14 protein-coding genes are annotated in these 12548 nt (G+C 70.8%); 2 read left to right on the top strand and 12 right to left on the bottom strand.

Translation table 11 applies throughout. The features are described from left to right. Position 1: 1 nt before the first annotated feature. Together P0L94_04015 and P0L94_04010 are read right to left on the bottom strand one after the other, a co-directional pair. A complete protein-coding gene (locus P0L94_04015; protein ID WES65242.1) occupies positions 2–934 on the bottom strand; it encodes a tetratricopeptide repeat protein in 933 nt (310 codons plus the stop codon). Beyond that, complete coding sequence (locus tag P0L94_04010) at positions 931–2760, bottom strand: hypothetical protein (protein WES65241.1); 1830 nt, start codon at positions 2758–2760, stop codon at positions 931–933. Before P0L94_04010 ends, P0L94_04015 begins: the two co-directional genes overlap by 4 nt. Positions 2761–2938: 178 nt before the next feature. On the opposite strand from P0L94_04010, the gene P0L94_04005 reads away from it, so the two are divergent. Beyond that, entirely contained in the window at positions 2939–4009 is a 1071-nt protein-coding gene (locus tag P0L94_04005) for an AI-2E family transporter (GenBank protein WES65240.1), read from the top strand. Between the two features lies 1 nt (position 4010). On the opposite strand, the gene P0L94_04000 is transcribed toward P0L94_04005, so the two are convergent. The 9 genes from P0L94_04000 to rpsB all read right to left on the bottom strand — a co-directional run bounded on the left by P0L94_04000 (position 4011) and on the right by rpsB (position 10724). Further along, entirely contained in the window at positions 4011–4739 is a 729-nt protein-coding gene (locus tag P0L94_04000) for an alpha/beta fold hydrolase (protein ID WES65239.1), read from the bottom strand. Between the two features lies 1 nt (position 4740). Continuing rightward, positions 4741–5025 (bottom strand): hypothetical protein, encoded by a 285-nt coding sequence (locus P0L94_03995; GenBank protein WES65238.1) that lies wholly within the window; start codon positions 5023–5025, stop codon positions 4741–4743. Positions 5026–5029: 4 nt separating this feature from the next. Then, positions 5030–5806 carry a hypothetical protein gene (locus P0L94_03990; GenBank protein WES65237.1) on the bottom strand — a complete coding sequence of 259 codons (777 nt, stop codon included), beginning with the start codon at positions 5804–5806 and terminating at the stop codon, positions 5030–5032. A gap of 49 nt (positions 5807–5855) precedes the next feature. Continuing rightward, positions 5856–6422, bottom strand: coding sequence for a DivIVA domain-containing protein (locus P0L94_03985; GenBank protein ID WES65236.1), 567 nt, complete (start codon positions 6420–6422; stop codon positions 5856–5858). Next, positions 6419–7459, bottom strand: coding sequence for a phosphatidate cytidylyltransferase (locus tag P0L94_03980; GenBank protein ID WES65235.1), 1041 nt, complete (start codon positions 7457–7459; stop codon positions 6419–6421). Before P0L94_03980 ends, P0L94_03985 begins: the two co-directional genes overlap by 4 nt. Before the next feature lie 10 nt (positions 7460–7469). Beyond that, entirely contained in the window at positions 7470–8024 is a 555-nt protein-coding gene (gene frr, locus P0L94_03975) for a ribosome recycling factor (GenBank protein WES65234.1), read from the bottom strand. Positions 8025–8075: 51 nt separating this feature from the next. After that, complete coding sequence (gene pyrH / locus P0L94_03970; GenBank protein WES65233.1) at positions 8076–8795, bottom strand: UMP kinase; 720 nt, start codon at positions 8793–8795, stop codon at positions 8076–8078. Between the two features lie 83 nt (positions 8796–8878). Continuing rightward, the gene (tsf, locus tag P0L94_03965; protein ID WES65232.1) at positions 8879–9706 is read right to left on the bottom strand and encodes a translation elongation factor Ts; all 828 of its coding nucleotides are present in this window, start codon (positions 9704–9706) and stop codon (positions 8879–8881) included. 100 nt (positions 9707–9806) lie between these two features. After that, the gene (gene rpsB / locus P0L94_03960; protein ID WES65231.1) at positions 9807–10724 is read right to left on the bottom strand and encodes a 30S ribosomal protein S2; all 918 of its coding nucleotides are present in this window, start codon (positions 10722–10724) and stop codon (positions 9807–9809) included. Positions 10725–11034: 310 nt separating this feature from the next. On the opposite strand from rpsB, the gene P0L94_03955 reads away from it, so the two are divergent. Beyond that, a complete protein-coding gene (locus tag P0L94_03955) occupies positions 11035–11592 on the top strand; it encodes a M23 family metallopeptidase (protein ID WES65230.1) in 558 nt (185 codons plus the stop codon). 22 nt (positions 11593–11614) lie between these two features. Here the strand turns inward: P0L94_03955 and P0L94_03950 are convergent, their stop codons facing one another. Then, positions 11615–12517 (bottom strand): tyrosine recombinase XerC, encoded by a 903-nt coding sequence (locus P0L94_03950; protein WES65229.1) that lies wholly within the window; start codon positions 12515–12517, stop codon positions 11615–11617. Positions 12518–12548 lie beyond the last annotated feature (31 nt).

Here is a 12548-nt window from a genome sequence, read left to right as displayed (position 1 = left end):
CTCAGAACAGCAGCGACGCCAGGCGCGCGCGAGCCCGCCCGACGCGAGGGTCGGCGTCGCCGACGACGCCGAACAGCTCCAGCAGCCGCTCGCGGACCGGGGCGCGCTCATCCGCCGGGAGCTCCTGGAAGAGGTCGAGCAGACGGCCGAAGCCGTCGTCGATGTGGCCACCGGCGACGTCGAGATCGGCGACCGCCAGCTGCGCGGCGACATCGCGCGCGTCCGCGGCGGCGGCGGCACGCGCCGCCTCGAGATCGGCGCCCTGCACACGGTCGAGCAGGCGGACCTGTCCGAGTCCCGCCCGCGCATCGGCGTCACGCGGGTTCTCGGCGATCGCCCTCTCGTACGCGGTGATCGCACGCGCGTAGTCCCCCGCCTCGATCGCATCGTGCGCCTCGGCGTGCAGCGGCGGCAGCGGCGGCTCCGCGGGCTCCGCGCCCTCTTCCGCCGGCTCGCCGACCGATCCGGTCACGCCGTGCTGGGCCGCCAGCTGCAGCAGCTGGGCGAACACCTCGCGCACCTGCTGCTCGGGGACCGCGCCCGTGAACAGCGGCACCGGCTGGCCGGCGACGAGCGCGACGACCATGGGGATGGACTGCGCGCGGAACGCCTGCGAGATCTGGGGGTTGGCGTCGACGTCCACCTTGGCGAGGACGAGACGGCCGCTGTGCTCCGTGACGACCTTCTCGAGCACAGGGCTCAGCTGCTTGCACGGCCCGCACCATTCCGCCCACAGATCCACCACGACCGGGACGGTCCGCGAGAGCTCCATGGCCTGACCGAACGTGGCATCGGTGACGTCCATCACGAGCGGGACGTCACCGCCCCCCGCCGCGGGCGTCGCCGGCGCCGCGGCACCTGGTGCCGGCTTGTTGCGCAGGGAGGAGAGGTCGACGGCGCCGCGCACAGCGGCACCCAGAGAAGCATCGGTCACTGGATCACCTTCGCGTTGAGAATGTCCGAAGCGTATCCCAGGAGCTGGATCTTCTCGCTCGATCCCTGTCCTGGCACGTAGAAGAAGAGCTGGTCGAGGAAGGTCGTCGTGAAGCCGCTCGCCGACTGCTCCACACCCGCGAGGGTCTCGACCGTGGGGTTGTTCTCGAGCTTGATCACCGCGTCGTCGTTCGTGGGTCGCACCCGGTCGGATTCCTCGACCGTGACGGCGACGATCGCCCCGCTCTCGAGGGTGGCGATCGCGAAGGGCTCCTGGCTGCCCGCCTCGGACGAGAACGTGAGCTGTCCGGTCTGCGACGCGGTCTCGTTGAACTCCTCGAGCCGGCGGTCGCGGTCACTGGCGACCTTCACGCGGAACTGATCGGTCTCCGCGTCGAACAGCCCGGCGTATTCGCTTTCGTCGCCGTTGTTGATGATGTCGGCGTAGGCGGTGGCGACCTGGTCGGGCGGCAGGATCAGGAACGGCGAGTCCGGCGCGACCTGCGTCGCCCCGATGTACGACGGCGCGAGGTCCGGCATCGGAGTGTCGGCCTCCAGGCTCGCCTGGTAGCTCAGCTGGTACGGCGACCACGGGTCCTGCTGCGTGATGACCATGATGCTGGACGTCTTCGTCTCCTCGTCGTCGACCACGGCGAGCACGGAGCGCGGCCACCCGTCGTACGCCTGCGGGAGCACGATCGACAGCGGCTTGGCGAGGATCGCCGAGGGCGTGCGGTAGTCGCTGATCGCGTCGCGGAGCGTGTAGTTCGTCTTGCGCGTCTCGAGCATCGCGCCCTCGAGGCGCGTGTCGGCGTCGCCCACCGAGCGATCCTCGTCGGCCTGCGCGACGGTCTCGGCGATGCGCGTGAGGATCCTCTCGGCCTGGGCCTTCGTGACCGCGGGCGACTGCTGTCCCTCCGGCACGATCACGGTCGCGCTGGGACTCGGCGTCGGCGTCGCGGCCAGCTGGGGCCACGCATCGGCGTCACAGCCGGCGAACAGGAGCGCCGACACGGCCAGCGCGGGGATCACCACGAGCGTGCGCCGGCTGCTGCCGAGCGACCGCCGTGTCGGGCCGGACGCACTGATGACGCCCTTCTCCTCGCCCGCGGTGGCGACGTCGATCGGCTCGGTCGGCGGCAGGGGCAGACCCTTGCGCCGCGGTCCGCGCGCGCGCCGCGCATGACGGAAGCCGAGGATGTACAGCAGCACTCCGACGGCCATCAGGATCGCGCCCCCGACGATGAGAGGACCGGCCCAGGGCGTCGCGTTGGGGATCGGCCACGAGACCGTGACGGTGCTCGGCGCGGGCGCGGTTCCGTCGGTGGCGATCAGCACGCTCATGTCGGCCGGAAGCTGCAGCGGGGCGATCATGAGATCGGTCTGGGTGAACTCGTCGAGCCACAGGTCCGACCCGGCGGGATTGCGGCCGGCGGGCTCCTCGGCATCCGACTCCTCGGAATCGGCGGCGCCCTCGGCATCCGCCTCGGACTCGGGCTCGGGCTCGGGCTCGACTGTCGCGGCGACCATCTCGCCCTCGTCGCCGAGCGTGACCGAGGTGTAGGTCGCGTCCGAGAGCCACGCGGTCATGTCGGACGTGCGCCCGTAGGCGGCGAAGATCTCGCCGTCGGCCTGCGCCCGCAGCGTCTGCGCGCCCGGCAGCGCGTTCAGCACGGCTCCGTCGATCACGAGATACGCGGTCGCGTCGTGCGCGGGCACCGCCACCGTCTCGGTGTCGGGTCCCTCGAAGACGGTGCGCTGAGCGATTCCGGCACCGATCATCACTGCCGCGAGGACGAAGGCCGCCACGGCCCATACGAATCGCACTCAGAACACCTCTCACGGGCATCTCCATACCGGATGAGCCCTGGACTCGACTGATCAGCGTAGCGAAAGAGACCTGAAAGCGCCGTGGGAGCACGGCGCAGCCGGGAATCCGAGGGCGTCGTGCGTATTCTGATCACGTGGCGGCGCGGTTTCGCCGGGAGAGGGCGTGAAGGCCGGGATGAAGTTCCACAATCCGTTCCGGGTGGCGTTCGTCGCGACCCTCGGGGTCGGCCTCGGACTGCTGCTGATCGGCAGCGTCCAGACGCTCTCGACGATCCTGCTTTACGTCGGAACGGCGCTCTTCCTCTCTCTCGGCCTGGATCCCGTCGTCGCGTGGCTGGAGCGACGCCGACTCCCCCGGTGGGCTGCGGTGCTCGCCACCGTCCTGGCGGTGCTGGCGATGTTCGCGGGCATCGTGCTGATGGTCGTCCCGATCATCGTGGGGCAGATCACCCAGCTGATCTCGACGGTGCAGCGCCTCATCGAGCAGGGCACGTGGGATCCCGTGAGCGAACTGCGCGACTGGATGACGACGACCTTCCCGCTCCTCGAAGTCGACCAGGTCTTCCTGTACATCCAGGAATGGGTCGACTCACTGGACCTGAACGCCCTCGGGAGCCAGGTCGGCGGCGGCCTGATCGCGTTCGCCGGCAGCATCCTCGCGGGTCTCGCGGGTGCGTTCATCGTGCTGATCCTCACGATCTACTTCACCGCTTCGACGCCGAGCCTGAAGCGCTCGGTGTATCAGCTGGTCCCCGCCTCCAAGCGCGCGCGCTTCATCGACCTCGGCGAGCAGATCACCGACTCGGTCGGCTTCTACGTCATCGGGCAGCTGAGCCTCGGCGTGATCAACGGCGTCCTGAGCGCGATCTTCCTGTCGATCATCGGGGCGCCGTTCCCCGCCGTCCTCGCCGTGGTCGCGTTCTTCTTCTCGCTGATCCCCCTGGTGGGGACCCTCACCGGGTCGACGATCATCGTGCTGACCTGCCTCATTCCCGGTCTCGGGTCGCCGACGACCGCGCTGATCGCCGCGATCTACTACCTCGTGTACATGCAGATCGAGGCGTACGTGATCTCGCCGCGCATCATGAGCCGCGCGGTGTCGGTGCCAGGAGCGGTCGTGGTGATCGCCGCCCTCGCGGGCGGCTCGCTGCTCGGTCTGCTCGGCGCGCTGATCGCGATCCCGGTCGCGGCGAGCATCCTCATCCTCTACCGGCAGGTCGTCATCCCGCGCCAGAACGAGCGCTGACTCAGGCCCCGTCGACGACGGCGCCGTGCCACTCGGTGGGCAGGGGCAGTGCGTCGGGATTCACCGCAGCGACGATCTCGGTGAGCACACGGCGCGTCTGCGTCTCGCCGACCCACAGGTGCTTCGCGCCGTCGACGCCGATCACGTTGGCATGGGGAACGGACGCGAACCGGTCTGCGGCGGCGTCCGGGCGGAGGAAGTCGTCGTGCTCCGGCACGAGCACGACCATGGGTCGCGGGTCCGATGCCCACGCCGCGACCTCCTCGGCGGACGTGCGATGAAGCGGCGGCGAGAGCAGGATCATGCCCTCCACGGCATGATCGCGGCCGTACTTCAGCGCGAGCTCGGTGCCGAACGACCAGCCGACGATCCACAGATTCGGCAGCCCCCGCTCGCGTGCGAAGTCGACGGCGGCGGCCACGTCGAACGCCTCGGCCCGTCCCCCGTCGAAGTGTCCGCCGCTCGTTCCCCGCGGCGACGACGTCCCCCGCGTGTTGAACCGGAGGACCGCGAGGTCCGCAAGCGCCGGCAGCCGTGCCGCGGCCTTGCGGATGATGTGGGAGTCCATGAACCCGCCGGCGGTGGGCAGCGGATGCAGCGTGACGAGCGTCGCGACCGGGTCGCGCTCGAGCGGAAGCGCCAGCTCGCCCACGAGCTCCACGCCGTCGAGCGTCTCGAGCGTGATGTCCTCTCGCCGCCCGGGCAGCATCATCGGTCCGCGAATCTCCATGTCAGCCGATCCTCCAGCAGTGCGTGTGCCAATGCCTCCGCGCGGCCAGGTCCGCGCTGTCGCCGAGCACGCCGTCCGCGCGCCACACGACCACGTGCGCGGCGCCGACGCCGATCATGCGTCCGCAGCCGGGGCAGCTGTACTCCTTCTGCGACCGTCCCTCGCCGACGGGCTGAACCGTCCATTCCGCGCCGCGCCGCGTCTCTGTCCGCTTCCATCCCGCCAGCAGGCGGTCGAAGGAGTCGTCGCCCGCCCCGTCGGGGCGGCGGCGGTTCGATCGGGGCATGGGCTCAATACCAGCCGTACGCCTCGGAGTGGCCCCAGGCGCCGCACGGCGATCCGTACCGGCCGCCGATGTAGCCGAGTCCCCACGTGATCTGCGTGGCGGGGTTGGTCTCCCAGTCCGCGCCCGCGGTGGCCATCTTCGACCCCGGGAGCGACTGCGGGATGCCGTACGCGCCGCTGTACGGGTTGTAGGCGTTCACGCGCCAGCCCGACTCGCGGTTCCACAGCGCCACGAGGCACGCGAACTGGTCATCGCCCCAGCCGCGGGCCTTGACCATGTCGTAGGCGATGGCCTGCGCCGTTCCCGGGTCGGGCACGACGAACGGCGGGCTCCATACGCCGGACGAATCGGAGGCGGCCTCGGCGACCGGCTCGGGTTCGGGCTTCGGCGTGACATAGACGGTGTAGCCGCCGCGGTCCAGATCGGGCGCCTCCGGCACCTCGGCGTCGGGGTCGATCGGACGCGTCTGCACGTCGCCCACGGCGCTCGCGTAGAGCGTGACCGGAACGGTGATGTCGGCGTGGGCCGGGGGCAGCGTGCTCGCGAGCGGGCCGACATAGGCGACGGCGAAGCCGAGCACGGCGAAGACCGAGAACGCCGCGAGGACGCCGCGCCGTCGGGACCACCGCTGCGGCGGCGCAGGCGGCACGACGCGCGCGGGACGAACCGCGACCGGCGCCGCGGCCGGGGCCGAGGCGGGCGCCAGATGGGACGCTTCCGCCGCGGCGCGGCGCGCTCGCGCCTCGCGTCGCGTCGGGTGGTTCACGTCGCCGGTTGTCACAGTCCCCCGAGTTTAGTCATTCGCGTCCGCACGTGCCATCCGCACGCGGTCAGCGGATGGCGAGCATCACCTCGACGACGGCGTCGAGCACCGCGTCGACCTGGAGCTCCCGGTAGCCGCCCCGCTGCATCCGGAACGCGACGGAGCGCACCTGCTCGACGGTGACCGCGTCGCCCCGTTCGAGGTAGCGCGCGATCTTCTCGGCCACGACGTCCACCTCGTCGACGCGGTAGCCGTAGTGGAGGAATCCGACGCGGTCGAACCTCTGCCCGGCGGGACGCGCCAGCCGGTCCAGGATCTCCTGCGCCGCCTGCTTGGTGCGTCCGACCCATTCGCGCGTCCCGACGTGCGACACCGCGCTCTCGCGCTCGCGCGCGGCGAAGGCGTCCTCGATGCGGCCGAGGGCGTGATCGACCGAGGCGACGTCGTAGCCGCGGCGGACCAGCGGGAAGGCGGCGCTGCGCACATCCGCCGCCGTCACCGCCTCGCCCGATCCCTCGAACGCGCGCCGGGCGCGCTGGAGGAAGTCGTCGACGGCCTCCTTGTCGTAGCCCTTGGTCCGGCCGGAGGTGCGGGGGAAGGATGCGGCCGCGGCCGCGGTCTCAGAGGTCGTCATACTGCCTGGAGGGGTGAGAGGAGGATGTACAGGGCGAGCGCCGCCGTCGCCGACGGCAGGATCGAGTCGAGGCGGTCGAGGACTCCCCCGTGACCGGGGAGCCACGAGCTCATGTCCTTGATGCCCAGATCGCGCTTGATCATCGATTCTCCCAGGTCGCCGATGGTCGCGGTGCCGAGCACCACGAGACCGAAGACGACGCCGGCCCACCACGGCAGGAAGAGCATGAAGTTCGCCAGGAGCAGGCCGGCGATCACGACCGCGACGACCGCTCCGCTGAAGCCCTCCCACGTCTTGTTGGGGCTGATGCGCGGCGCCATCTTGTGGCGGCCCAGCGTGATGCCGGCGATGTATGCACCGGTGTCCGCGGCGACGGCGATGATGATGAACGACAGCACCCACCATTCGCCGCGGTCCTGCTCGAGCAGCACGACGCACGTCGCGCCCATGAACGCCACGTAGAGCTGGACGAAGCCCGCGATCACGACGTCGCCCAGGACGTCGCCGTAGCGGCGCCCGTCTCGCGCCACCATCTGCGCGAACATGCGCCACACCAGCACGAAGGCCACGACCACGAACAGCGCGACCCACAGCATCCGGATGTCGAGGAGGTAGGCGCCGGTCATCAGCGCGGCCGCGCCGATGAGCTGCGGCACGAGGTCGACGCGGTGCCCCGCGCCGACGAGGGCCCGCGAGAATTCGAAGACGCCCAGCAGGACGGCGGCGAGGGCGAACAGGGCGAAGAGGTCCTTCACCCACAGCAGAGACCCCAGCACGAGGGCACCGATCCCCAGCCCGATGAGGATGGCGACGATCAGGTCACGGCCGGTGCGCGCCTTGATCCGCTCGTTGCGCTCTTCGAACTCCGCACGCGCATGGGCGACGTGCTGCTCGAACTCCTCGCGAGCGGACCGCACGTGAGCCTGGAACGCCGCCCCCGGGTCCTCGGTCCCGGCGTGCGCGCCGGCACCGCCCGCGGGCGGTGTCTGCTGTTCGGCAGCCCGATCGTCGGGCGATGCCCCGGACGCGTCGGACATGACCAGGGCCTCAGACCTCGAGCAGTTCTGCTTCTTTGCGCTTGAGCGCCTCGTCGATCGCGTCGACGTGCGCACGCGTGAGCGCGTCCAGCTCCTTCTCGGCGCGGACGAGTTCGTCCTCGCCGACTTCGCCCTTGAGGGCGTCGAGCTCGTCCTTGGACTTGCGGCGGATGCCCCGGATGTGGACCTTGGCGTCCTCGCCCTTGGTGCGCACGAGCTTGACGAACTCCTTGCGGCGCTCCTCGGTCAGCTCGGGCATCGTGACGCGCACGATGTTGCCGTCGTTCGTCGGGTTCGCCCCCAGGTTCGGCATGTCGCGGATCGCCTGCTCGATCGCCTTGAGCGCCGTCTTGTCGTACGGGGTGATGACGAGCGAGCGCGCCTCGGGCGCGTTGAGCGACGCGAGCTGGGCGAGCGGGGTCGGTGAGCCGTAGTAGTCCACCAGCACCTTCTGGAACAGCTGCGGGTTCGCCCGTCCGGTGCGCACGGTCGCGAAGTCGTCCTTCGCGCCCTCCACGGCGCGGTCCATGCGCGTTCCGGCTTCGTCCAAGACGTCCGCGATCACTGTGTCTCCTTCGCTTTGTTGAGCCTGTTCAGTCTACTCAGAGGCGATGCGTCACGCCGTGACCAGCGTGCCGATGGCCTCGCCCAGAAGCGCCCGCGTGACGTTCCCCTCCGGCTCCATGCCGAACACGCGCATGTCCATGCTGTTGTCCATGCACAGGCTGAAGGCGGTCGAATCCACGACCTTCAGCCCCCGCTGGAGCGCGTCGGTGTATGTCAGGCGGTCGATCCGGGTCGCCGAGGCGTCCTTCTTGGGATCGGCCGTGTAGACGCCGTCGACGCCGTTCTTGGCCACGAGGACCTCGTGCGCGCCGATCTCGAGCGCTCTCTGCGCGGCGACGGTGTCCGTCGAGAAGTACGGCAGACCCGACCCGGCGCCGAAGATCACGACGCGGCCTTTCTCCATATGCCGCGTGGCGCGTCGGGGGATGTACGGCTCGGCGACCTGGGTCATGGAGATCGCGGACTGGACCCGCGTGGCGGCGCCCGCCTGCTCCAGGAAGTCCTGGAGAGCGAGCGCGTTCATGACCGTCCCCAGCATCCCCATGTAGTCCGCGCGTCCGCGGTCCATGCCGCGCTGGCTCAGCTCGGCGCCTCGGAAGAAGTTGCCGCCGCCGACGACGACGCCGATCTCCACCCGATCCACGGCCGCGGCGATCTCGCGTGCGATCTGGCTGACGACGTCGGGGTTGACTCCGAGCTGCCCCCCGCCGAACGCCTCACCCGACAGCTTCAGAAGGACGCGACGGCGCCCGGTCGACTCACTGCTCACGGTTTTCCTCTCGTCGTGACGAATGTATCCAAAAGGGCATGAGAAAGGCCCGCATCGCGGGCGATGCGGGCCTTTCGAGCGTGTTACGCGCCGACCTTGAAGCGGGCGAAGCCGGTCAGGGTGAGTCCGGCATCCTGCGCGACCTTGGCCACGGACTGCTTGTTGTCCTTGGCGTAGTCCTGGTCGAGCAGCGAGACCTGCTTGAAGAAGGCGTTGACGCGTCCCTCGACGATCTTCGGCAGCGCGGCCTCGGGCTTGCCCTCGGCACGCGAGATCTCGGTGACGATCTCGCGCTCCTTCTCGACGTCGGCCTCGGGGACCTCGTCGCGGCTGAGGAAGGAGGGGTTGGCGAACGAGATGTGCTGAGCGATGCTGCGCGCGGTCTCGGCGTCGTCGCCCGAGTAGGCCAGCACGACGCCGACCTGCGGGGGAAGGTCCTTGCTGGTCTTGTGGAGGTAGACCTCGAACTTGTCGCCCGTGAGCGTGCGCGCGCGACGGAGTTCGACCTTCTCGCCGATGATGGCCGCCTCGTCCTGGATGAGCTGGTCGACGGTCTTGCCGCCGGCGTCGGCGGCGAGGGCGGTCTCGACCGAGTCGGCCGAAGCGGCGGCGACGGCGTCGGCCACCTTGTCGGCCAGGGCGATGAAGCGGTCGTTCTTCGCGACGAAGTCGGTCTCGCAGGCGAGCTCGACCAGCGTGACCTGGCCGGCGACCTCGCGAGCGGCCACGAGGCCCTCGCTCGTCGAGCGGTCGGCGCGCTTGGCGTTGCCCTTCGCGCCCTTCAGGCGCAGGATCTCGACGGCCTTCTCGACGTCGCCGTCGGCCTCCTCGAGCGCCTTCTTGGTGTCGACCATGCCCGTGCCCAGCTGCTCGCGCAGCGCCTTGATGTCCGCGATCGTGAAGTTTGCCATGGGTGGCGGCTCCTTGTTGTTCTCAGTTCTCTTGGGTGCCTCGGCGGGGCGCGCCGGCTGACGCGCCCCGCCGAGACGGAAACGGTGTCGTTTCCCCTGGTTACTTCGCGGCGGCCGCGGCGCCGGCGGCGTCGTCGTCCGACTCGGTCGCGGCCTGCTCCTCGGCGGCCTGCGCCTCGGCCACGATCTCCTCGGCCTCGGCCTTGGCCTCGGCCTCGTCGGCGACCTTCTCGGTCTCGGCCGACGACTGCTCCGGCGCAGGCTGCTCGAGGAGCTCGCGCTCCCACTCGGCGAGCGGCTCGGCGGCCTCGGCCTCGTCGGCGGGCTGGTGACGCTGGATGAGGCCCTCGGCCGCGGCGTCCGCGACGATGCGCGTGAGCAGCGAGACCGAGCGGATCGCGTCGTCGTTGCCGGGGATCGGGTACTGGAACTCGTCGGGGTCGGCGTTGGTGTCGAGGATGCCGATCACGGGGATGCCGAGCTTCTTGGCCTCGTCGATGGCGAGGTGCTCGCGCTTGGCGTCGACGACCCAGATCGCCGACGGCGTCTTCGACATGTTGCGGATGCCGCCGAGCGACTTGTGCAGCTTGTCGAGCTCGCGCTTCTTGATCAGAAGCTCCTTCTTGGTGAAGCCGCTCGCCGCCGGGTCGTCGTAGTCGAGCTCCTCGAGCTCCTTCATGCGCGCCAGGCGCTTGCTCACCGTGGCGAAGTTGGTGAGGAGGCCACCGAGCCAGCGCTCGTTGACGAAGGGCTGGCCGACGCGGGTCGCCTGCTCGGCGATGATCTCCTGGGCCTGCTTCTTCGTGCCGACGAAGAGGATGGTGCCGCCGTGGGCGACGGTCTCCTTGACGTACTCGTACGCCTTGTCGATGTAGGACAGCGACTGCTGCAGGTCGATGATGTGGATGCCGCTGCGCTCCGTGAGGATGAAGCGCTTGACCTTCGGGTTCCACCGGCGGGTCTGGTGTCCGAAGTGGACGCCGCTGTCGAGCAGCTGGCGAATGGTGACGACGGCCATGGCCGTTCTCCTGTTCCGGCGCGATGCGCCTTTTTGCGGTTGCGTTCGTATCGCACGCGAGTGCGACGTTCCTGGTGCCCGGCACACGCCCGCCCCGAGATCGCTCGGGGACCGGTGGGAGTGGATGCCGCGCGGCGGGATCCTCACGGATCACTGCCGCGCTCTGGGCACGCGTAGTCATCCCGACGAGCGGGATGCGACCTCAAGTGTACCAGCCGGCGTCCCCTCCCCCGTCGCCGGATCGGGCGGGCTGTCCACCGACCGCGCGACCGCCGGCCCGCGCGGCGGCGGGCCCGCGCAGGATGGCCCCATGCGACCCCGGACCATCAGCGCACGACGCGTTCCCGCGCACCTTCGGCGAGCCGCGGCCCTGGCCCTGATCCTGGCCGGCGCCGCTTCCACCGGCGTCCCCGCCGCGGCCGCCTCCGCGCGTGCAGCGCCGGACGCCGGCACGTTCGCCGCCGTCGCGTGGTCATGGCCGGTCGAGGCGTTCCGTCTCGAACGCGGCTACGTCGCGCCCGCCCATCGCTACGGCGCCGGCCATCGCGGCGTGGACGTCCGGCCTGCGCCCGGCTCCGTCGTCCGCGCGCCCGCCGACGGCATCATCGCGTTCTCGGGCCGCGTCGGGGATCGGCCGCTCGTGACGATCCGGCATGGCGGCGGCCTGGTCACCACTCTCGAGCCGGTCGATGCCGCCGTCGCTCCCGGTGAGCGCGTGCGAGCGGGCACTCCGGTGGGTGCGGTCGCCGTGGGCGGGCACGCCGATCCGGGCACACTGCACGTCGGCATCCGCCTGGACGACGAGTATCTCAATCCGCTGAGTCTCCTCGGCGGCGTGCCCCGCGCCGTCCTGCTGCCGTGCTGCTGAACCGCTCGGGGCCCGCGGGGCGTCAGGCGCGCGGATGCGCGAGCCGGTAGGTCGCGGCAAGACGCTCCCCCGAGACATGGGTGTAGATCTGCGTCGTGCCCAGACTCGCGTGTCCGAGCAGCTCCTGCACGCTGCGCAGATCCGCGCCGCCGTCGAGCAGATGCGTCGCCGCCGAGTGCCGGAGCGAGTGGGGTCCGGCGGCGCCCCCGACGATCGGCCCGAGCGCCCGCGAGACCGTGTCGTACACCGCGCGCGGTCCGAGCCGGCCCCCGCGCACGCCCACGAAGAGCGCGCGTCCGGCCTCGCCGTCCCGCCGCGCGACGAGTGCGGGTCGGCCGCGTACGAGATACGCGTCGACGGCCTCGAGGGCGGGCAGGCCGAAGGGCACGACGCGCTCCTTCGCGCCCTTTCCCATGACGCGCACGGTGCGGCGGGAACGGTCGAGGTCGTCGACGTCGAGTCCGCACAGCTCGCTCACGCGGATGCCTGCTCCGTACAGCAGCTCGAGGGCCGCGTGGTCGCGCAAGGCGGAGGGATCGCCGTCGGCCGCGCGCGCGGCGAGGGCATCGAGGAGCGCGCCGATCTGCTCGGCCGGCGCGACCTTGGGAAGGGTGCGTCCTCGCTTCGGCGCGACGAGCCGCAGGCTGGGGTCGGCGTCCAGGCGCCCCTGCTCGACCGCCCACGCGAAGAATCCCCGGGCAGAGGCGGTCCGCCGCGCGAGCGTCGAGCGGGCGTCGCCGCGCTGCGTCGCGACCCACAGCCACTCGCGCAGATCCTCCAGGCCCATCCGGTCCAGCTCCGGGTCGCCCGTGGACCGGGCGAGATCGGCGAGATCGGACCGGTAGGCGCGGACCGTCGCCGCGGACAGCCGTCGCACCCGGGTCACGTACTCGGCGTAGTCCTCTGCCGCGGCGGAGATGCGCATGCCCCCAGCATGCCTGCCCGTCCCGTCGTCG

It is taken from the genome of Microbacter sp. GSS18 (assembly GCA_029319145.1).
Lineage (GTDB): Bacteria > Actinomycetota > Actinomycetes > Actinomycetales > Microbacteriaceae > Microbacterium.
This window is presented reverse-complemented; position numbering and strand designations above follow the sequence as displayed.

What these genes read in the sequence shown, in the direction of transcription:
- P0L94_04005 (WES65240.1), top strand. Translation starts at nt 2,939, where the DNA reads ATGAAGTTCCACAATCCGTTCCGGGTGGCGTTCGTCGCGACCCTCGGG.
- P0L94_04000 (WES65239.1), bottom strand. Translation starts at nt 4,739, where the DNA reads ATGGAGATTCGCGGACCGATGATGCTGCCCGGGCGGCGAGAGGACATC.
- P0L94_03995 (WES65238.1), bottom strand. Translation starts at nt 5,025, where the DNA reads ATGCCCCGATCGAACCGCCGCCGCCCCGACGGGGCGGGCGACGACTCC.
- P0L94_03985 (WES65236.1), bottom strand. Translation starts at nt 6,422, where the DNA reads ATGACGACCTCTGAGACCGCGGCCGCGGCCGCATCCTTCCCCCGCACC.
- P0L94_03980 (WES65235.1), bottom strand. Translation starts at nt 7,459, where the DNA reads ATGTCCGACGCGTCCGGGGCATCGCCCGACGATCGGGCTGCCGAACAG.
- tsf (WES65232.1), bottom strand. Translation starts at nt 9,706, where the DNA reads ATGGCAAACTTCACGATCGCGGACATCAAGGCGCTGCGCGAGCAGCTG.
- rpsB (WES65231.1), bottom strand. Translation starts at nt 10,724, where the DNA reads ATGGCCGTCGTCACCATTCGCCAGCTGCTCGACAGCGGCGTCCACTTC.
- P0L94_03955 (WES65230.1), top strand. Translation starts at nt 11,035, where the DNA reads ATGCGACCCCGGACCATCAGCGCACGACGCGTTCCCGCGCACCTTCGG.
- P0L94_03950 (WES65229.1), bottom strand. Translation starts at nt 12,517, where the DNA reads ATGCGCATCTCCGCCGCGGCAGAGGACTACGCCGAGTACGTGACCCGG.